The organism is Serratia sp. SM04, from assembly GCF_040280225.1.
GTDB lineage: Bacteria > Pseudomonadota > Gammaproteobacteria > Enterobacterales > Enterobacteriaceae > Serratia > Serratia sarumanii.
Genome location: NZ_JBEOQT010000004.1, coordinates 327,813 through 348,398 on the forward strand (window position 1 = coordinate 327,813; position 20,586 = coordinate 348,398).

A 20,586-nucleotide genomic window follows, 5' to 3' on the forward strand; every position below is an offset into this window, starting at 1 on the left:
CGAAATAAATGCTCTTTTACGAGGAGGTAGCGAAATGCCATTGCTGGATAGCTTTACCGTCGATCATACCCGTATGGCAGCCCCGGCTGTCCGCGTTGCGAAAACCATGAAGACGCCTCACGGCGATACCATCACGGTGTTTGATCTGCGCTTTTGCCGCCCGAACCTGGAAGTGATGCCCGAGCGCGGCATTCACACGCTGGAGCACCTGTTCGCCGGCTTTATGCGTGACCACCTGAACGGCCAGGGCGTGGAGATTATCGACATCTCCCCGATGGGCTGTCGTACCGGTTTCTACATGAGCCTGATCGGCGTGCCGGAAGAGCAGCGCGTAGCTGATGCGTGGAAAGCGGCGATGGCCGACGTGCTGAAAGTGACCGACCAGCGCAAAATCCCTGAGCTGAACGAATACCAGTGCGGCACTTACCATATGCACTCGCTGGAAGAAGCGCAGGAGATCGCCAAGCACATCCTGGATAACGACGTGGTGGTGAACCACAACGACGAGCTGGCGCTGCCGAAAGAGAAGCTGCAGGAACTGCATATCTAGCCGCGAGTTCCCGCAGAGAAAAAAAGACGCGATTTCGCGTCTTTTTTACGTTCTGGCCAGCGGTCAGTGATGGCCGACGCTGGACTGCAGCGAGGTGATCGGCGTGACCCGCACCTGTTTTATCATGTTGCCCTGCACGTCGAGAATGTCGATATCGTAATGGCCGATACGCAACCGGGTGCCGATTTCGGGGATCTCTTCCAGCTCTTCGAGCAGCATGCCGTTGACGGTGCGCGCCTCGTTGGCCGGCAAGGTCCAGTTGAAGGCCTTGTTCAGCTCGCGCAAGTTGGCGGTGCCGTCGATCAAGACCGAACCGTCGCTCTGCGGCGTGACCTCTTCCGCCAGCGTGGGTGACATCGAGGTGGTGAAGTCGCCGACGATCTCCTCGAGGATATCCTCCACCGTGACCAGGCCCTGAATGTCGCCGTACTCATCGACCACGATGCCGACCTTCTCTTTGTTGCGCTGGAACTTCACCAGCTGCACGTTGAGCGGCGTGCCTTCCGGCACGAAGTAAATCTCGTCGGCGGCGCGCAGCAGGTTCTCTTTGTTGAACTCTTTTTTCTCGGTCATCAGGCGGTAGGCTTCGCGCACGCGCAGCATGCCGATGGCGTCGTCCAGCGAACTGCGGTACAGCACGATGCGTCCGTGCGGCGAGTGGGTCAACTGGCGCATGATCGACTTCCAGTCGTCGTTGACGTCGATGCCGACAATCTCGGTGCGCGGCACCATGATGTCGTTAACCGTCACCTTTTCCAGATCCAGCACCGAGATCAGCATGTCCTGATTGCGCCGGGAGATTTGCGACTGGGATTCGCGCACGATGGTGCGCAGCTCATCCTTGCTGACGGCATCGCTGATACGCACGTTGGTGCGAATGCCGAACAGGCGCAGCGTCATACTGGTAATGCCGTTGAGCAGCCAGACCAGCGGGAACATCACTTTTTGCAGCGGTGCCAGCAGAAAGCTGCTGGGGAAGGCGATGCGTTCCGGGTAGAGCGCGGCGAAGGTTTTCGGCAGCACTTCGGCGAACAGCAGCACGGCGAAGGTCAGTATGCCGGTGGCGATCGCCACGCCGAGGTCGCCATACAGCCGCATGCCGACGATGGTCGCCAGCGCCGAGGCGAGGATGTTGACCAGGTTGTTGCCGATCAGCACCAGGCCGATCAGCCGATCCGGTTTTTGCAGCAGCCTCTCCACACGGCGCGCCGAGCGATTGCCCTGTTTGGACAGGTGACGCAGGCGATAACGGTTGAGCGTCATCATGCCGGTTTCGGAGGCGGAGAAGTAAGCGGAGACCACGATCATGATCACCAGGATAATGATGAGGGTCCCCGTCGACACATGCTCCAATGCAGTATTCCTTATAGAGAGGGAAAGTTGAGGCGGCCGGCTTAGCGCACCATCACCTGCTGAATCAGACGGCTGCCGAAGTAGGCGAGCGTCAGCAGGAAGGCGCCGGCGAAGCTGAACCAGACGACGCGGCGGCCGCGCCAGCCTTCATGGTAATGGCCCCACAACAGCACGATATACACGAACCAGGCCATGATCGACAGCACCGCTTTATGCACGTTCTCTTTGCTGAACAGGTTATCCATGTACAGCAGGCCGGTGCACAGAGTGAGCGTCAGCAGCACCACGCCGATCTGGGTGATATGGAACATCTTGCGCTCGATGCTCATCAGCGGCGGCATGTCGGCGCTAAAGGTCAACTTCTTGTTTTTCAGAAGGTAGTCGAGCCAGGCAAGCTGCAAGGCGTAGAGCGCGGCGATGATCAGGGTGGCGTAAGAGAACAGCGCCAGGCCGATATGCACCATCAATTCCGGGCTGGACTCCAGGTGAGTGATGAACTCGCCGGGCATGAAGCTGGCGAAGGCCAGATTGATCATCGCGAAGCTGTAGACGATCGGCAGCAGGAACCAGCCGCGGTCGCGCGAGGCGACGAAGGTCATCACCGAACAGATGATCAGGCTGACGATCGAGCCAATGTTCAGCAGGCTGAGATTCTGCCCGGCGCTGACGTCGAAGATGCGCTGCTGCAGCGCGATGGCGTGGCAAATCAGCGCCACCACCGCCGAGACGAGGGCAAGCCGACGGTATGCGCTGTTCTTCCGCAACAAGCTGGGAATGATCAGTCCAAGGCTGAGCAGGTAGGCCATCAAAGCCACAATGGAGAAAACTGGCATAGCGTTTAATTTTGCTTCGGCGTGGTTAATTGGAGTGTCAGTATAACGTTGCGCGCGTTTCACTCCAACCTATCTCCAACGCTGAGGCAGAGATCCGGCGCGCTTCGTGTTATCATCGGCGCAATTGTGTCGCCGGAGCGGCCTGTCATCACACGTTGAGCATGAGACGATGTTTGAAAATTTAACCGATCGATTGTCGCGCACGTTGCGCAATATCAGCGGCCGCGGGCGGCTGACCGAAGAGAATATCAAGGAAACCCTGCGTGAAGTGCGTATGGCGTTGCTGGAAGCGGACGTCGCGCTGCCGGTGGTGCGCGACTTCATCAACCGCGTCAAAGAGAGCGCGGTCGGCCATGAAGTCAACAAGAGCCTGACGCCGGGGCAGGAGTTCGTCAAGATCGTCAAGGGCGAGCTGATCGCCGCGATGGGCGAAGTCAACACCGAGCTGAATCTGGCGGCCCAGCCGCCGGCGGTGGTGCTGATGGCGGGCCTGCAGGGCGCCGGTAAAACCACCAGCGTCGGTAAGCTCGGCAAGTTCCTGAAAGAAAAACAGAAGAAGAAAGTGTTGGTGGTTTCCGCGGACGTTTATCGCCCGGCGGCGATCAAACAGCTGGAAACGCTGGCGGAAGGCGTCGGCATCGACTTCTTCCCGTCTGACGTCAAAGAAAAACCGATCGACATCGTCAATCGCGCGCTGCAACAGGCCAAGCTGAAATTCTACGACGTACTGATCGTCGATACCGCCGGCCGCTTGCACGTTGACGAAGCGATGATGGACGAGATCAAGCAGGTGCACGCGGCGATCAAGCCGGTGGAAACCCTGTTCGTGGTCGACGCCATGACCGGCCAGGACGCCGCCAATACCGCCAAGGCGTTTAACGAAGCGCTGCCGCTGACCGGCGTGGTGCTGACCAAGGTCGACGGCGATGCGCGCGGCGGTGCCGCGCTGTCCATCCGTCATATCACCGGCAAGCCGATCAAGTTCCTCGGCGTGGGTGAAAAGACCGAAGCGCTGGAGCCGTTCTACCCGGATCGCGTGGCATCGCGCATCCTGGGCATGGGCGACGTGCTGTCGCTGATCGAAGATATCGAAAGCAAGGTCGACCGCGAGCAGGCGGAGAAGCTGGCCAACAAGCTGAAGAAGGGCGACGGTTTCGATCTGACCGATTTCCTGGAGCAGCTCAAGCAGATGCGGAACATGGGCGGCATGGCCAACATGCTGAGCAAGCTGCCGGGCGCTGGCCAGCTGCCGGACAACGTCAAGTCGCAGATGGACGATAAAGTGCTGGTGCGCATGGAGGCGATCATCAACTCGATGACGCTGAAAGAGCGCGCCAAACCGGAAATCATCAAGGGCTCGCGCAAGCGCCGCATCGCGATGGGGGCCGGCATGCAGGTGCAGGACGTCAACCGCTTGCTGAAGCAGTTCGACGAAATGCAGCGTATGATGAAGAAGATGAAGAAAGGCGGCATGGCGAAGATGATGCGCGGCATGAAAGGTATGATGCCGCCGGGCTTCCCAGGCCGCTGATAGGCCTCCGCACGCCGAGTGCGGGCGCTTTCAGCATTCGCCGTTCGCGGTGAAAACCGCCCGAAATTTGACAGGCTGCAAAAGTTGTCCCCTGCGATCGACGCTTTAGATTGCTTTTTGCGCCAAAATGAGTAAAATTTTCGGGCTTTTTATATTGCAACCGGGCCCCGTCCCTCAATGGGGCCCGGCTGTTTTATTAACTAAAGAGGATGTTATGGTAACAATTCGTTTGGCACGTGGCGGCGCTAAAAAGCGTCCGTTCTATCAAGTAGTAGTGACCGACAGCCGCAACGCTCGTGATGGTCGTTTCATCGAGCGCGTAGGCTTCTTCAACCCGATCGCTTCCGGTCAGGCTGAAGCACTGCGTCTGGACCTGGACCGCATCGAGCACTGGGTCGGTCTGGGTGCAACCGTTTCTGATCGCGTTCACGCGCTGATCAAAGACGCTAAGAAAGCAGCTTAATCTGTCGCGGTGGTGGCAATGAGCAAGCAACTCAAACCGGTAGCGCCGATCGCGCCGATTGTACTCGGTAAAATGGGGTCCGCTTACGGCATTCGTGGTTGGCTCAGAGTGTTTTCATCCACCGAGAACGCCGAAAGCATTTTTGACTATCAGCCGTGGTTTATCCAGCAGGCGGGTCAGTGGCAGCATATCGAGTTGGAAGACTGGAAGCGCCACAGTCAGGATCTGATCATCAAGGTCAAAGGCATTGACGATCGGGACGCGGCGAATCTGCTGACTAATCGCGAGATTATGGTGGATTCCGATCAACTTCCTCCGCTGGAGGGTGATGATTACTACTGGAAAGACCTGATGGGCTGCCAGGTAGTCACCACCGCCGGCTACGAGCTGGGTAAAGTCATCGATATGATGGAAACCGGCTCGAACGATGTGATGGTTGTGAAAGCGAACCTGAAAGATGCGTTCGGCATGAAGGAGCGGTTGATTCCGTTTCTTCATGGGCAGGTTATCAAGAAAGTCGATCTCACTGCCCGCGTGATTGAGGCAGATTGGGATCCTGGTTTTTGACCCCCGGATCAAACGGTCGAAGCAAGTGGAATAACGGTAAGGGGATTGGCTTGTGTTCATCGGTATTGTAAGCCTGTTTCCTGAGATGTTCCGCGCTATCACCGATTACGGGGTGACTGGCCGGGCAGTAAAAAATGGCCTGCTGAGCGTGCAGTGTTGGAGTCCTCGCGACTTCACCTACGACCGGCATCGCACCGTGGACGATCGCCCTTACGGCGGCGGCCCGGGAATGCTGATGATGGTGCAACCTTTACGGGAAGCCATTCATGCGGCGAAAGCAGCGGCAGGCGAGGGAGCAAAGGTGATTTATCTGTCACCTCAGGGGCGCAAGCTGGATCAAACCGGCGTGTGCGAACTGGCGGCCAATCAGAAGATGATTCTGGTGTGCGGCCGCTACGAAGGGATAGACGAGCGCGTAATCCAAACCGAAATTGACGAAGAATGGTCAATCGGCGATTACGTTCTCAGCGGCGGGGAACTGCCGGCGATGACCCTGATTGATTCAGTCGCCCGTTTCATACCGGGTGTGCTGGGCCATCAGGCCTCAGCGGAGGAAGACTCCTTCGCCGACGGATTGCTGGACTGCCCGCACTATACCCGCCCAGAGGTGTTGGAAGGGATGGAAGTACCGCCGGTTCTGCTGTCGGGCAACCATGCCGAGATACGTCGCTGGCGCTTAAAGCAGTCGCTGGGCCGAACCTGGCTTAGAAGACCTGAACTTCTAGAAAGCCTAGCTCTGACTGACGAGCAAGCGGTGTTGCTGGCTGAGTTCCAACGGGAACATCAGGCCAGGCAACAGGACTATGAAGGAAACGTCTGACATCAGACGGGACCGATATATCAGTTTACCTAGGGTAAGAGACATATTATGAGCAACATTATTAAGCAACTTGAACAAGAGCAGATGAAACAAGACGTACCTGCATTCCGTCCGGGTGATTCCGTGGAAGTGAAGGTATGGGTCGTTGAAGGTAGCAAAAAACGTCTGCAGGCATTCGAGGGCGTGGTTATCGCTATCCGTAACCGCGGTCTGCACTCTGCATTCACTGTTCGTAAGATTTCCAACGGCGAAGGTGTTGAGCGCGTATTCCAGACTCACTCCCCAGTAATCGACAGCATTGCTGTGAAACGTCGTGGTGCCGTTCGTAAAGCTAAACTGTACTACCTGCGTGAGCGTACTGGTAAGGCTGCTCGTATCAAAGAGCGTCTGAACCGCGTTGGCTAACGCTGCATCCAAAAGTTAATAGTTATCAGGGGTTGGCATTATGCCAACCCCTTTTTTTATCTGAAAAATCTATCACCTTGCATTTACGAGACTTAGCCGCCTGGCAGCGACATTAAAAAGCCTGCATCAGCAGGCTTTTTGCATTACAGCGCGGCGGCGCTTTGTTTATGCTGATTCTCCGGCGGGTGCGGCTGCGCCGGGACAATGTCATCGCCAGGTTTGACGATCACCCGCGCGACGGACTCGTGCGTGGCGAACGTGCAGCTGCAATTGATGTTGCGGCATTGATGGTAACGCTCTTTGGTCGACTCGCTCAGATAGCGGCTGGAGCGAGTGTGGGCCACGTGACCGCATAATGGACAGTGCATCATAGTTGAATCCCTCGTTCTGCTACATCAGGTTATATGACTTATAATAGCCCATTGACTCGCAAAAGCAAGATTAAGATGCAAATGAATTATCACCCCTCCGTGATTGCAAACTCCATGCGTTGAGTCAGTACATCCAATGCGAGGCTGGTGGAGAAACCTCGATCATTAAGCGTGTGAACGACTTGACTTATGATCCACGCTTGTCTGTCGATAACCTCTTTGAATCCACTCAGGTGGATCGGCGTTTCTGGACTGAGCTCAGGGCGGCCAACGGCGAGGTTTATGGATAATTGCACATTCCCTTGTTGAATGTTTGCCCACCTCGCTTTTGCCGCACGCATTGCGCTTTCTTTATTCGCGTAGAGCGTCGGCAGGGTAAAAACGTTATTGCTTTCACCTGCCAGATAGCTTGAAGCCGCATTTTCATCTGTGGTATTCCCTTCCTCACGTTGTACTGTCATCTGCTGTTGCCTGGCATGCTGAGTATCTTGCCATTTGGCAATAACGCCGGTGTAAGCGTTCCGATCGGCCACATTGAAGTAGTGCTGGTCGCCATCGCTGCGTTCCAAAGTCAGTGACGGCAGCGGTTTGCCCGAGATGCTTAGACCAGAACCTGGGACCAGAAACAGCAGGCGTTCATTTTTAATGGCGGCGACTGCACCATTCATGGTCGCCAGCCGGGTAAGAAAGGCGACATCCGTTTCCTGAGACTGATCGATATGCGTGATTTTGATCTCTGCCAGTCCTGCCGCCAGCGTATGCCCCATCCGGTTACGGTTGGCCACTTCGTTGACGATGTCACCAAGGGTGCGATCGTGATAGGAATGATCTCGCGCCACGTTCATCGAGTTTCGAAAGTCGACGCTGCGGGCCCGAATGACGAGTTTATCCGGTGCGCCACGATGTTCGATTTCATCAACGATAAACTTGCCTTTGTCGATCAAGGCGTGTCCTTTCCAGCCGAGCTTCACAGTGAGCGTTTGGCCGCGTTTGGGCATGGCGATTTGCCCATCCGCATCGTCGAGCTCAAGATCCAATCGATCCGCGGTAAAACCGCGATTATCGGTTAACGTCAATGAGAGCAGACGGTGGCGGAAAGCCTCCGTGATGTCTGCTTGCTGCAAAAACAAGGCGTAGTCTGGCGCAATGAGCGCGCCAATAGGGACGGGGGTTTGCGTGATCACGGCAGCATCTCCCTGAGCCGCGCCGCAGCCTGACCTGCTTTATCGGCAAGGTCAGAGGCTTGTTGGCGCAGATCGCCGAACATGGCGATCAGCGATTCATCAACGCGCATCAGATTGATCGTAAATTCTATCTGTCGCGCGCTGCCGTTCGAAAAAAGCTGGGTTTTCGTGTCGACTATGCTTTCAATGACATACATCCCATGAATAGTTCCATTGCCCTCGATCAGTGGCCAGGCTCTGCCTTGGGTAGCCATGAGCTGAAGCGCCATCAATGACAATGTCCCTCCGGTCACTTCCGGTACCAAGACTCCCGTCAGCGTTATTTTCTCATTGTCTACTCCCAGAAACTGCGCGGCAGGGCGCTGGCCGATGCGCGGCAGAGTCGGCCAGCGGTAATTGGCGCTGCGTTGCATGCTTTGATAAGGCACGGTTTTCAACATAAAAACGAACATGCCGAGGGTCAGCATCATCATATTTCTCCTATTCGCATGATTAACTCATCCGGCTGCGAGCATTTGCCGCCTGGCGATGAGCAAGTAATTCAAATTGCCGCGCGACTTCGCGGCCGATGTCTTGTTCATTCTGACCGGCGCCGGCAGTGATGTTGATAGTGACCGACGGAACCTGGATTTGGGTTACCGGCGAATCTGCTACCGGCGAGGCCGGCATTACAGGCGCGCTGAGCGACAGTAAAGCCGCCGACATGGCGGCCGTATGGCGGCGGCCGGTCACCTGAACGGGGCCGCTGACCAACTCAGGACCGTTTTCGCCTACAATGCCGAATTGTCCGGCAGGAATGTCTCCCCCGCGATCGAACTTGCCGGCAAACCAGGCGCTGCCGTTTTCGGCATTGCCAGAGGTGCCGCTCTTATCGCCAAATTGCATCCAGTCGGGAAGATATTCGGTCAATGACGTCAGTTGTTTTATCCAGCCATCAATGGTGTCTGAAATGTAATTCTTCAGCGCCTCACACCCTGCCGATATCTGCTCCCAGAGATGGCTAAAGAAGGGGCCGACCTTGTCCCAGTTTTCAATCAGGGTAAAAGCGGCAAGCGCAACCAGGCCGACAATGGCCAGCAGCGGGTTGGCCATCGCTATCCGCCCTAGCCACATCATGGCTTGCCCTGCCTTTAGGATCGCGCCGCTGATAATAGAGAATCCTGAGAGTACCTGGGTGGCGACTAGGCTGACGCCGCTAAGGCCGCCGAGCAATAACGTGAGCCCATCGGCGACCTGCAGCAAGGTGCCGGCCAACGCCGGATTATTGGTTATCCACATATTCAGTTTCACCAGCCACTCTGTCGCCGTTTGGGTCAGTTCCCGCAGGGCAGCGTTTTGGCCGCTAAACAGGTTGATTCTCAGGCTATCCCATGAGGCAAAAAGCTTTTGGATATCACCATCCATATTGTCGCCTTTGACGGTGACCAAGTGCTGCGCTGAGCCGGCAACCTGGTTGGCCTGGAGCTTCTCTCTGCCCGAAGGCGCAATCTGTTGCGCCGCACTGACGATATCGACACCTGTTGTGGCTTTGCTTTTCATGGCCGCACCAACGGCCCGAATATCCATGCCATATTGATTGCTGGCCAGCGCCAATACATCGGCAATGCGGTCGAATTGATCGGAGCCCATATTGAAGCTGTGCAGCATTTCCGTCATCGTTGCGGTGGTTTCGTTGACGCTGCTGCCCGTCGCGGCGGAGAGTGTCAGTGCGGCGGGCGAAGCCGTTAAAATTTCCTTGGCATTCAACCCTTGTTTTGCCAGCGCTGTTTGCGCTTGTAGGGCTTGATCCGGGGTATAACCGGATTGGCTCATACCGCGAGCCTGCTGCTCGAGAGCCGTGAGCTGCGGATCAGATTTGCCCAGATTCAGCTGCGCCCGCAGTTGAGAAAGCTGTTTTTCAAATTCGATTCCCGGCGCCAGCAGGTTAGCTCCCCCTATGGTGGCACTTTTGGCGACAGAAAAGCCTGCGCTGCTGGTGTTGCGTAATTTTTCCAGCTTGTCGAGGCGCGCTTGATTGCCTGCCTGTGCGGATCGATAGCGCTCCTGCGCTATCGATTGCCGTTGTTCTCTTAGGGTAACGATAGCGGCGCCGGCATTAATTCTGCCGTCACGCAGATTTTTGCGCTCATTGCTGAGCGATTTTAGATTAATCCCTTGCTGGGTAAGATGATGGCGCTGGCTTTTATCGATTGCGGTGAGGAGATCACGTTTCTTTTCCAGGGCATTTATCGTCTCCGCGACCTGCGCAATCTCTTTGTTCATAAATCGGGAACGCTGGCTTGGCTCGCGATCTTTCGTCAGCATTGCCAGCGCGGCGGATTTTTTGCGCGACGCTGCCAGCAACTTATTGGTCTCAGCCAGCGACTGGTTCGTCTTTTGGAAAGCGTCGATGTCATTTTCCTGCTGGCGCAGATGTTTGACTTTTTTCTCTGCTCGTTGGATATCCTGTCCCAGACTGTTGTACAGGTTTTTATCCCCGGTAGGCCTGCGCAACTGCCTCATCAGTTCTTTGCTCTGCTTGGCTATCGCTTGAAGCCCGATGACAATCTCGTTTTGTGACTCCAGCTCCTGTCTGCTGTTACTCATCTGTTTTTACTCCACTACGTTGCAGCGCTCTGTGGCGCCAGCCGATCAGCTCCGCCAGCGTCATGCCGTTCATTTCTGACGGCGGCCAGTGGAAAATCACCGCGATATCCGCCATCAGGTCATCTACTGTCAGAGTAGGCTCGACCGTTACTCGGCCGATGTCGGCGACAAAAAACCGATCACCTGGCCGGCCAGCGCAATCAGGTCAGGCAGTTCCAAACGGGTACACTCTTCCTTGGTCAGGTTCGGGTAGGTGACCCGAGGCAGGATAGTGATCAACGCGTCGACATCGGCGTTGGCCAGCGCGGCCAGACCGATGCCGCGCAGGCTGCCGGCATTCGGCTTAGTCACTTGCACGCGAGTGATTTCACTGTCGCCACGTTTAATCGGAGTATTCAGGACGACGGTGTTCTCCGGGGATGCATTCAGTTCCATGGGGTATCCAGTTTTCAGTCGGAAAAAGAGGGCCAGCGCGGGGCTGGCCGTTTGAGGTGAAAAATTACAGGCCGATGGCGCGGCGGTGCGCAGCCAGCAGATCTACGCCGTCGACTTTTTCGATCATGTTGACGGTATCGATCTCGATCAGCTCTTTGCCGTCGATGCTCAACTTGAAGTAGGTGCAGTCGGTGGAAACTTTGGTTTCGGTATCTTCACCCTGCTTGAAGTCGCCGCTGTCGATCTCTTTATGACGGCCGCGCATCACCACTTCGAGCGCAGAGACGTCGCCGGTATCGTCGCGTTGGAAAGAGCCGGTAAAGCGCAGCGGTACCGCATCGACGCGGCCCCATTGCTTGAGCACCAGTTCGTCAATGCCGCCCATGGTCCATTCCACCACCAGCGCATCGTCATCCAGGCCGAAGTCCACCGAGGCTGCGCCGCTCATGCCGCCGCCGCGGAATTTTTCCAGCTTGCGTGTCAGTTTCGGCAGCGTCATTGAGGAAACCACGCCCATGTAGTTGAAGCCGTCGTTAAACAGGTTCAGGTATTTCAGTTTTTTTGGCAGTGCCATGCTTCAGTCTCCTTAGCTGTTCACGGATGCGGCGAAGTTCGCCAGGTAGCGATCGGTAATGCGCTGACGCAGAGTCAGATCCTCCAGAGGAGGTACCGGGGTGTAGTCGTAATCGATAAACAGCTTGCCGGCCTTCAGGGTCTCTTTGTCGTTGGCGCTTTCGTCATACCAGCAGTCACCGTCGATGATCAGACCTGCGGATTTAAGTTCGCGGAACTTGGCCTTGATGCCGTCGATCATGTCGCGGATCAGCGTCGGGGTGAGCGGACGATCAATCGCCCACAAATGAGCTTCGGCCAAGGTGTCGGCCAATACCTGCGCGGTGCGGGTATAGTTTTCAAACTGGAACAGCGGCTCGTCGGAGCAGGTGCGAGATCCCCAGAACTTGAAGCCATCTTTGCGGATCAGGGTGGTGACGCAACCTTCATTCAGCAGATCGGCGTCGGTGCCTGCGGTTTGCAGATCCCAAAATACGCTGGCCGAGATGCCGCTCACGCCGTTGACGCCGACGTTGGATAAGGTTTTATGCCAGCCGGTCTCTTGGTCGATCTTGGCACGCAGCCCCAGCGCACGAGCGGTGGCGAAGGCGATGTCGCTGCTGTTGGTGGTGGTATTCCAGTTGATGAAGTCCGGCCAAATCAGCATCAGTTCGCGCTGGCTGAAGTTGGCGCGATATTTGATGGCGTCGGACACGGTTTTACAGCCGTAAGCGCTGATATAGCCGAAAGCGCGCAGCTGCTGGCAGATGCCGGCCAACGCGGTCGCCACTTCCTGATTATCATGGCCCGGTACGCCCAGAATGCGCGGTTTCACGCCCAGCTCGGCCTGAGCGGCCAGCAGCGCTTTCATGCCAGTGTACTTACCGTTTTCATCGGCGCCACCGATGATATTGGACGTGGTTTCGGCCTCGTCTTTCCCTTCCGCCACGCGTACCACGACGGTTACCGGCTTAGTCTGCTCGGCGATCGCCAGCAGCGAACGCGCCAGCGTCCCTTTTTTACCTGCTTTGCCGCTGGCGGCCAGGACGTCGGTAATCAGCACCGGGGTGTTGAGAGGAAACAGGGTTGCATCGGCATCTTCTGCGGTACAAACCATGCCGACAATGGCCGTCGAGACGGTGGAAATTACGCGGGTGCCTTCGTTGATTTCGAGGACACGCACGCCGTGGTGATAGTCACCCATAGCATTACTCCGTTTGTGGTTGGTGATGACAGCATGCCTGTTGGCAGGCGGCGCCGCATCTCATTCGGGGTGTGGGATAACTGGTACAACAGCAGGAAAAATAAAGAAAAAAACGCCCCAAACGGGGCGTTGAACGACGTTATTGCGGCGGTTGCGGCCAATCGATATCAGGGGCCGCTTCGGGATCGACCCGATTAAGCAATACGCGGTAGGTTTTCCAGCGGGTCAGCAGCAGCAGTTCTTCTTCGCTCGCCATTCCCAGGTCAGAAGCGTCGTTAAGCGTTTCTATCTGCAGCGAACTTTGCTTAATCAACTCTTGTTTTTTATTAGCAGCCTGTTGCCGTAGCTCTTGAGTTGAATACGATCTTGGTATGATTTTTTCTCCATCAAAAATCCAGCGGCCGTTAATATCAGCGCCTTCCGGCAAGTTTCCGACCTCTGCCACGCTCATATTTTCCGGGAAAAATCCGGAAACGTCATAATGGCCTTCGGCATTCGGTTTCGTGGTGATTGAACGAATGATCCCGTCCTTGTCATACATCAGTTTTACCGTTTCAGGACGGAAGCTTTTTTGACATTCATACCAGTCTTCCCCTGCATCGGATTTTAAAAACAAAACACCGTGCGAGGCGGCCAGTTGTTTCTGCTCTACCGTTTCCGGCGCGGCGAGGGTAAAGTTCTTCATGTTATTCATCACTAAACGCTCCAGACGGTAACCCAATTGCCACCAATGTGTTTTTGCAGCGGACGACGGAAAATTACGTCGATGTATTCATCCACGTTGTTATTTGCTGCGCCGGTCAGGACATAACCCGCACTATCCGAATAGCCGGGGCCTCGCCAGGTAGCGATACTTTCCACATTACCCAGGCGAACATCGCGCACAAAGTTTTGATTGAGATAGTTGCTTAAATAGCCACCCCAAATGCTGCCGTTGATATTGCCGTCATTAAAGTAGGTTGCTTCACCTAACATCAGGCGCGGCCATGGGCCATTGCTGCGAATATCGCCTTGATGACCAAATTGGAACCAGCCATCAGAGCCGCCAGATGAAACATGCATTGCACCAAATGCACGCTTACCTATCTCCTCATAAAAGTAATGATCAACATACTGATTACCTGCACCTTGTATGTGCAGCCCTTGAGTATTGCGATTACCACTGGTTTCGGTTATTACCCCTTTTTTAGTAATAAAATCTTGGCCATTGATATAAAGAGTTCTATCAACGTGGGCGTCTAAGCCAACGGTAAGGTTTTCATTGGCCCGAACGTTTTTTGCACCCAGACTTAATTGACCCTGGCTATCATTAATGATGCGAACATCATAATCCGCGTTCGTATTGCCATGATGGAAATCTATATAGGGCGAGGTTCCGAATAATTCGACGCCGCCTTTGGTGGTTAACGACCCCATCACTGTGGCGTAAGGTGTGGTCAATCCCGATTTCGTTTCAATTGAGCCGTTGACCGTCAAGCTGCCGGTAATGGTATCGCCGCTCTGTTTGACGAATTTGCCGTCGGCTTCCGCCTTGCTGTAAGCACCGACGTCCGCAGCGGTCGGTTTAAAACCGGTGGTGTAAATTCGGTACCAGTTCAGCGGTTTGTCAGGGGTGGTGGATGTGCCGACGTAAGATGATCCATTAGTCTGAACCGCCAGATAGCCACTGGAAGGGCCGCCGTCGATTGGCAGGTTCAGCACGCCGTAGACGCCGCCGCCCGGCGCGTTTTTCGATGCGCTGGTGACACGGTAGATCTCGCCAAGATTGCTGATGGTCTCCTCGCGATGTTTCGGGCCAGAGCCTAGACCAAAGGCGCCCACCTCCATCAATTGACTGGCTTGCGTACCGACGTTACACGTGGCGGCAGTACCCAATTCCAAGTTGCGGCGCGCGATGGACTTGTTTGGCAGATCTTTCAGGTTAGCGGCAATTTTCAGCGAGGCGTCGCTGACCGTTTTCACCGCTTTTGGGGTGGCGGCCTGCGTTTCGCTGGCGCTATTGCTGTCGTTGCTCAATTGAGTGAAACCCTTTGCCAGCAAGGTGGCGTCAGGATGATTGCGCGAGCGGGCATGTTCGTCGATAGCGGCATTCAGCATATCGCGCGAGACCAGTAAGGCGGTTTTGTCTGCGACGATCGTCGCATTGGCGTCGCCTTTTACCAGAAGCACCATGCGCACGACCTGGGTGCGGCCGGCACCTTCGGTCAACTGCGGCTTGTAGGTGTCGGGCGTATTGGCGATCGCCACCAGCACGCCGTTTTTGTCATACAGCCCCAGCTCGCGGATCCACCAACCACCAACGTCCTCCGGGATCACTTGTTCGGCGATCACTTGGTTGCTGTTGCCGGTATCTATCTGCAGTGAATTCAATGCTGCGCGGCGTTTTTCGTTCACCAGCTTGGTCTGGCTTTCATCGGGCTGCGTTGGCGAACCCCCGCCGTCGCCGACCGCCATATGCGTAATTTCCAGCTTTTGGCCGGTTGCTGCAGCGTTAGCCAGCAGCGTTTTGCCCTGTTCGGTGAGCAGGGCGCGGTATTTTGCTGTCATGGTGTGGTTCTCTTCTGTTTGCCGGCCGGGTAGGTAAGGCCGTTTTTATACATCACATACAGGCTCAATCCGCGCAGGATCTCGCCTGACCAAAAGCCGAAGAACATGCCGTTATCGGTGCCAAGACGCGGCGCGGGCGACCAGCCGCCGTCCATCACGTCACCGGTGGAGAGGTAATGCCTTTGTAATTCCGTAACGCATTGTTCGATAAAGTGTTCGAGGCCCTCAATTTCACTGCCGGCCATTTTTGCCAGCACCGCGCCAGCCAGCCACAGGCCGCACATGTGGCCGGTAAAATCCTGTGCATCGGGCTGCGGCAGGCTGGCCATCGGGAAATCGGTTGGCGTGACACCGTCGGCGTCATTGGTAAAATCAATCAGCCAGCGCAGCCAGTTTTCGACATATTCCACCAGCTTGAGCGGTGGCGTTTTGCCCGCCTGCTGTAACTCGAGCCAGGCGCGCGCGGCACCGAAGAAGGCGCGTGGCTGATAGCCGGACCAGGCCGTGCCGTCACCCCAGTGATACATGGTCCAGGTATCCGCCGGACCGTAACTCCGATTGTCCCAACGGTTCCAGATATAGGCCGATGCGCCGGGGCCCAGCACGCCGAATTGCTGCTGATACCACTGCTGCGACTGCCACAGAAACTCGACCATGTTGTTGAGCATCACCCCGTCGGGATCGGCGGCGGCGTGCACGAAAATGAACGGGTACTGGTAGCCCGGATAAGGCATGCCGTGCCAACCATCGAACTGTTGGCCGTCCGCCTGATAAATGTTGGAGAACGGCATGACGCCCGGCGTACAGAACAGGCCGTCGTGGCGGTGATTCAGGAGGGTGCAGTCTCCCAACAGTGCGGTGTAGGGGTGTGCCGCCTGGAACGTGATGCGATAGCGGATCGTGTAGCCGTCATCTGCGTTGAGCGTCGGTGGAATGTCGTTCAGTACGTAGTAGCTGAATGTGGCGTCCGGTACATTGCCGTCTTGCAGAATGGTTACTTGCTTGACGCGGCTGAAACGAGGTGCGGCCGGTTTAGGCTCGACATCCTGATGATCCGGCTGATAGCCGCTCAGCGTAGCCGCTTGCGGGGCGAAATTTGCGATTTGCCATTTGCCGCCGGTGGCGGGCAGCATCCAATACCAGCGCCATTTGTCATCATCTTCGAGCCGCAGGTTGAAGTCGGCGTCCGCGCGATAGACCAACTGCGTAACGGGGAAACTTTCCTCCGCGGTCAACCAGGCGCCGATCACCATGCCAGCGTCATCATTGGGGAAACGGGCTTGGATCACCGTCGCGCTGCGGCTGTCGTAAACCTGTTCCTCAAACTGGCTGGCGATCGCGCAACCGCCGTAGTCGGTCACTGCGCGCAGATCGGCCAGCAGATAGTCGCTGCCGTCTTCTTTCGTCAGCGCCGCCAGGCTGCTGAGCGCGATGTCGTATGTTTTTACCTGAGGTTGGAACGACTGCGGCAGAGCGACGCCCCATTCAGTGGTGCTCGCCGCGTTTTTTTCCGGTGCTATAGACAGCTGTATTTTGCAGGAGATCGGCTGATTCTGATCGTCGACGCCACCAAAGCAGGTGCGGATTTTTGACTGGTGATTAATGCGGAACCAGATTGCCTGTTGTTCCAGCGATTGTTGCGATGCTATCTCTTTGCGAATGGTGATCATGCCTTCGGCGCTACGGCCGTAGCTTACCGGCTCACCGGAAGGGTATGACCAATCGTAGGAGATGCCGTCGGTAAACGGCGTATTGGCGCTGCGGCTCTGGCGAAAGAACTTATCCTGCGCATCAATATCGGTATATTCCATCGCGGTGAATTCAACGCTTTTCCAGGCGTTGAAATAGCGCTGATCGCCGGTGATGCTGTGCAGCAGATAGCAGGCGTCGGCAAACCACAGCTCGGCATCGGCCGCGTTGCCCATGGCGTTGTGCGGGACCGGCACATGCAGCGGACGGTTATGCTGTACCTGATTACGCTTGATTAACACGCCGCCGTGTTCGACTGGTTGGCGATTGGCGAAATTCAGCTTGTGATTGCCGCCGAGCGTGACGTCTTTTAACTGCACCGTACCGATTTGTTCAGCAGGCAGTCCTTTGATCAGGATCTCGCCGTCGGCATCGATCTGGTAACCCTGCCAATTGATGATCCAGTCCACGTCATAGCGTTTACCGTCGTTATTCCAGTCGATTTCACCGGCGGCATTGACCGCGCGCACCTGGGCGTTGACGGCATTCCAGGCCAGCGAGCCGTCGAAGGCGAAAGTAGCGATGTCGAGATATTCACCCCAGTAGGGGGCGCCGTGAGGGATCAGAGTACGGCCCTTGTTGAAAGTTAGAGGAATACCTTTGAAGCCGCTATGCGTCGGATCCCTCGTATCGACCGGCCAATTGGCGGGCACCGGCTCTTTGGCGTTGACGATCCAGTTGGCGATCCAGCGTTGAGGGCTGTCAGGGATCGGCGCACCGTCGTAAAAGTAGGTCACATAGGCGTCAAAACAGGCGATGGCCTGTTCCAAATATTTTTGTTCTCCGGTCGCCAGATACGCATGGGCATAGCCAAGGATCTGCAGAGCCTGTCCTTCGGTGGTGGCGTCATTCGGCAGCCCCGCCATGCGCGACAGCTCGCGTTCATGGCGCGAATCGGCCAAGACATGCTCGTCGTTAAGCACGAAGTGTTGTTGAGTCGAGTCCAGCGTGATGCCGGTATTGCGTTGCAAGAATTGGTAATGTCCCTCCAGCATTTGCAGGGCGAGACTGGCATAGTCGGGGTACACGGTAGTAAGCTCTCCATCATATTGACCGCTGGCGACGTTGATTGCGCCAGCGGCTTCGAGGTTCAGCGCCAGGCCTGTCAGATGGCGGCTGACCGGCTTGGCATCGGCGATCATCCGCTCCATTTCCAGATACATCTCTTCGGTGATACCGTTCTCCAACACGCCGATATCCAACGTGAAGGTGCCGGGCTCACCGTTGGTTTCCCACCACTCGCGCAGTTTGATCAGGTAACCCAACGGTTCCACCACGCGGCGAATAGCGCCGATGGTGCCCTTGTGACGGTGGATGAAGAAAGCGGCGGCTACGACGCTGCGTTTGGCATCTTCCGTCCAGGTTTCATCCCAATGATCGACCGAGAAGGCCCAGGCCAGGTACGGCAGCAGATTGACCGGACAGGTGGCTGGATCCCACAGATCGCGCAGCGGCACCGGCATGGCGGCCAGTTCGGCACAGGCGGCCGCAGCCGCGACCTCCAGCGGGGAAGAGCCGACCGGCAGCAGACGGTTACTCATCGGAGCCTCCCACCGTCAGACGATAAGAAGCACAATGCGACGCCTGGGTTTTATCCAATACGATGTCGGCCTGCGGGGTCTTCAATTCAACGCGTTGCACCCCTTCGGCATGCAGTGCGGCGTAGATTGCCGACAAGCGAATGTCACGGCCTAAACGGTGCTGGGCGCTGATGTAATTTTTCAGTTTGGCTTCGGCAGCGCGACGCACCGGTTCTGCTTCAGGGCCAGGGTAGAGGTACAGTACGGCATCGATGTTGTAGCTGATGATGTTGGCAGAGCGGACGGTGACGCGATCGGCCACCGGGCGCACATCTTCATCGTTCAACGCTTTATCGACGATCGCCACCAGTTCGGCGCTGGCGGTGCCGTCTCCTTCGCGTGACAGTACGGAAATCAGCACGTTGGCTGGACTGGGACTGATCGCGGAAACGTCGGCGACCCGACCATCGGCGGAACGGCCGTGATACTCGTAAGAGCCACTGGATCCAGCCACGCTTAAACCTTCGAATGCCTGCTGGATGCGCACACGGAAATCGCTATCCGATTCCATGACCGCCGGCAACGGCGGGATGACGCTGTCATCCGGCTGTTGCACCACCAGGCGTAGCACCTGGAAGTTTGCGCCCAGTTGGTCGAGGTCGCTGCCGCTGGCATAACCCAGCATCACTGCCTGTGCGGCTTCATTCACACGCTGGCGTAACAGCAGTTCGCGGTAAGCATTTTCTTGCAGCAGTTTGACGATCGGCTCCGATTCCAGCGTCAATGTGCGGGCGATGGCTTCACGCTGCTCTTCCGGGTAAAGGGAAATCAGCGTGGCCTTGCGATCCGCCAGCAGCGATTCGTAATCGAGAGGATCCACCACCGTCGGGGCGGGTAATAAACTCAGGTCAATGGTTGCCATGGTGTCAGCTCACTGAAATAGAAAGAGAAAAGGCATCCGGCGTATCTGTGCGGTTGCCGGTAATGTCGACCACCATTTTTCCGTCAAAGGTGGTGTTGCAACTGATGCCCGTCAGCCGAATGCGTGGTTCCCACTGCAGCATTGCGCTGTAGCAGGCCGCCATCATTTGCAATCGCAGTACGTCGTTTTGCGGCTGATCCAGCAACTCGGATAGCAACGAACCGTAGCTGCGGCGCATGACGCGTGAGCCGATAGGCGTAATCAGGATGTCGCTCACCGACTGGCGAATGTGCTCGAGATCGGCGATTGCGCGGCCGTTGCCGCGATTCATGCCAAGAAATTTCGCGTTGTTCATGCTGGTTTGTCCGTTTGGCCTCTGCCGTTTTGCACTCCACCGTGAGTGTGGGTATGCACCACAATGCCGTTAGAGCTGATGCTGCCACCGGTGTGATTGAGATCGCCGGTCATCGAGCCGCCCTGATGGATGGCGATGGTGCCGGTAGTGAGTTGCTGGGTACACTCCACTTCGGGAGCGTCCAGCGTAATTTTTCCGCTGGCGATACAGGTGATATTTGGCGCCGTCAGTGTGATCCGCTCGGCGGCTTCAATGGTGGCGCTTTTTATGCCGACGGCCTTAAGCGCCCCGGTAGCCGGCTCGTATTCGAGCACTGCACCGTCAGGAAAAGCGATATGCGCCGCCTGTGCTGAGGCCGACGGTGCGGGGTGAGCATCGGAAAATACGCCGGGCAACACGAAAGCGGTTTCAAGTTCCCCGCCAAGTGACAGCACCAAGACCTGTTCACCAATGCTGGGCGCCCACCAGCTGCGTGCGTCGCCGGCCCGTCCGGTCAGCCAGTTGAGCCAGTCGGTAAGATTGCCGCCGGTGGCTATGCGACAGCGCCCGCGTTCCAGGTCGAGCTCGCTGACGGTCCCGATCCGTATCAGGTTGCGCACTAGGCGCTGAATATCGAAGTTGTCTGTGTTCATGTCTCAA

General features: G+C 56.5%; 21 protein-coding genes and 1 pseudogene. 6 read left to right on the forward strand and 16 right to left on the reverse strand.

Annotated elements, in window-relative coordinates; genetic code table 11:
* Positions 1-34: 34 nt before the first annotated feature.
* Complete coding sequence (luxS, locus tag ABTW55_RS09030) at positions 35-550, forward strand: S-ribosylhomocysteine lyase (protein WP_019455133.1); 516 nt, start codon at positions 35-37, stop codon at positions 548-550.
* Positions 551-613: 63 nt separating this feature from the next.
* On the opposite strand, the gene ABTW55_RS09035 is transcribed toward luxS, so the two are convergent.
* Positions 614-1,903 (reverse strand): HlyC/CorC family transporter, encoded by a 1,290-nt coding sequence (locus ABTW55_RS09035; protein WP_319864498.1) that lies wholly within the window; start codon positions 1,901-1,903, stop codon positions 614-616.
* Between the two features lie 41 nt (positions 1,904-1,944).
* The gene (locus ABTW55_RS09040; protein ID WP_033637181.1) at positions 1,945-2,736 is read right to left on the reverse strand and encodes an inner membrane protein YpjD; all 792 of its coding nucleotides are present in this window, start codon (positions 2,734-2,736) and stop codon (positions 1,945-1,947) included.
* Between the two features lie 169 nt (positions 2,737-2,905).
* Here ABTW55_RS09040 and ffh point away from each other — a divergent pair, with 169 nt between their 5' ends.
* From ffh to rplS, 5 genes are all read left to right on the forward strand, one after another.
* Entirely contained in the window at positions 2,906-4,267 is a 1,362-nt protein-coding gene (ffh, locus tag ABTW55_RS09045) for a signal recognition particle protein (RefSeq protein ID WP_004932504.1), read from the forward strand.
* 214 nt (positions 4,268-4,481) lie between these two features.
* A complete protein-coding gene (rpsP, locus tag ABTW55_RS09050; RefSeq protein WP_004932501.1) occupies positions 4,482-4,730 on the forward strand; it encodes a 30S ribosomal protein S16 in 249 nt (82 codons plus the stop codon).
* An 18-nt stretch (positions 4,731-4,748) separates the two neighbouring features.
* Entirely contained in the window at positions 4,749-5,297 is a 549-nt protein-coding gene (gene rimM / locus ABTW55_RS09055; protein ID WP_033637182.1) for a ribosome maturation factor RimM, read from the forward strand.
* A 52-nt stretch (positions 5,298-5,349) separates the two neighbouring features.
* Positions 5,350-6,117 (forward strand): tRNA (guanosine(37)-N1)-methyltransferase TrmD, encoded by a 768-nt coding sequence (gene trmD / locus ABTW55_RS09060; protein ID WP_004932485.1) that lies wholly within the window; start codon positions 5,350-5,352, stop codon positions 6,115-6,117.
* 48 nt (positions 6,118-6,165) lie between these two features.
* On the forward strand, positions 6,166-6,522 hold the full coding sequence (rplS, locus tag ABTW55_RS09065; RefSeq protein WP_025301638.1) for a 50S ribosomal protein L19: 357 nt from the start codon (positions 6,166-6,168) through the stop codon (positions 6,520-6,522).
* 143 nt (positions 6,523-6,665) lie between these two features.
* Here rplS and ABTW55_RS09070 read toward each other — a convergent pair whose 3' ends face one another.
* The 14 genes and pseudogenes from ABTW55_RS09070 to ABTW55_RS09135 all read right to left on the reverse strand — a co-directional run bounded on the left by ABTW55_RS09070 (position 6,666) and on the right by ABTW55_RS09135 (position 20,579).
* A complete protein-coding gene (locus ABTW55_RS09070) occupies positions 6,666-6,893 on the reverse strand; it encodes an ogr/Delta-like zinc finger family protein (RefSeq protein ID WP_016929021.1) in 228 nt (75 codons plus the stop codon).
* An 89-nt stretch (positions 6,894-6,982) separates the two neighbouring features.
* Positions 6,983-8,077: a phage late control D family protein gene (locus ABTW55_RS09075; protein WP_033652956.1), complete on the reverse strand. Its 1,095-nt coding sequence runs from the start codon at positions 8,075-8,077 to the stop codon at positions 6,983-6,985.
* Positions 8,074-8,547 (reverse strand): phage tail protein, encoded by a 474-nt coding sequence (locus ABTW55_RS09080; RefSeq protein ID WP_033652990.1) that lies wholly within the window; start codon positions 8,545-8,547, stop codon positions 8,074-8,076. Before ABTW55_RS09080 ends, ABTW55_RS09075 begins: the two co-directional genes overlap by 4 nt.
* Before the next feature lie 22 nt (positions 8,548-8,569).
* Complete coding sequence (locus ABTW55_RS09085; RefSeq protein WP_060422388.1) at positions 8,570-10,663, reverse strand: phage tail tape measure protein; 2,094 nt, start codon at positions 10,661-10,663, stop codon at positions 8,570-8,572.
* On the reverse strand, positions 10,656-10,778 hold the full coding sequence (locus tag ABTW55_RS09090; RefSeq protein WP_033641916.1) for a GpE family phage tail protein: 123 nt from the start codon (positions 10,776-10,778) through the stop codon (positions 10,656-10,658). The genes ABTW55_RS09085 and ABTW55_RS09090 overlap by 8 nt, the downstream gene beginning before the upstream one ends.
* Positions 10,779-10,810: 32 nt before the next feature.
* Positions 10,811-11,098 (reverse strand): phage tail assembly protein, encoded by a 288-nt coding sequence (locus ABTW55_RS09095; RefSeq protein WP_033652960.1) that lies wholly within the window; start codon positions 11,096-11,098, stop codon positions 10,811-10,813.
* Positions 11,099-11,162: 64 nt separating this feature from the next.
* The gene (locus ABTW55_RS09100; RefSeq protein ID WP_033641919.1) at positions 11,163-11,672 is read right to left on the reverse strand and encodes a phage major tail tube protein; all 510 of its coding nucleotides are present in this window, start codon (positions 11,670-11,672) and stop codon (positions 11,163-11,165) included.
* A gap of 12 nt (positions 11,673-11,684) precedes the next feature.
* Positions 11,685-12,854 (reverse strand): phage tail sheath protein, encoded by a 1,170-nt coding sequence (locus ABTW55_RS09105; protein WP_060422386.1) that lies wholly within the window; start codon positions 12,852-12,854, stop codon positions 11,685-11,687.
* A 139-nt stretch (positions 12,855-12,993) separates the two neighbouring features.
* Positions 12,994-13,548, reverse strand: coding sequence for a tail fiber assembly protein (locus ABTW55_RS09110; RefSeq protein ID WP_033652963.1), 555 nt, complete (start codon positions 13,546-13,548; stop codon positions 12,994-12,996).
* 2 nt (positions 13,549-13,550) lie between these two features.
* Entirely contained in the window at positions 13,551-15,401 is a 1,851-nt protein-coding gene (locus ABTW55_RS09115; RefSeq protein ID WP_033652965.1) for a phage tail protein, read from the reverse strand.
* Between the two features lie 2,768 nt (positions 15,402-18,169).
* Positions 18,170-18,691: pseudogene (locus tag ABTW55_RS09120) on the reverse strand (phage tail protein I); the annotation flags it as partial.
* Positions 18,684-19,592: a baseplate assembly protein gene (locus ABTW55_RS09125; RefSeq protein WP_033652967.1), complete on the reverse strand. Its 909-nt coding sequence runs from the start codon at positions 19,590-19,592 to the stop codon at positions 18,684-18,686. The pseudogene ABTW55_RS09120 and the gene ABTW55_RS09125, both read right to left, overlap by 8 nt.
* Before the next feature lie 4 nt (positions 19,593-19,596).
* Positions 19,597-19,947 carry a GPW/gp25 family protein gene (locus ABTW55_RS09130; protein ID WP_033652968.1) on the reverse strand — a complete coding sequence of 117 codons (351 nt, stop codon included), beginning with the start codon at positions 19,945-19,947 and terminating at the stop codon, positions 19,597-19,599.
* Entirely contained in the window at positions 19,944-20,579 is a 636-nt protein-coding gene (locus ABTW55_RS09135) for a phage baseplate assembly protein V (RefSeq protein ID WP_033652969.1), read from the reverse strand. The genes ABTW55_RS09130 and ABTW55_RS09135 overlap by 4 nt, the downstream gene beginning before the upstream one ends.
* Positions 20,580-20,586: the final 7 nt, after the last annotated feature.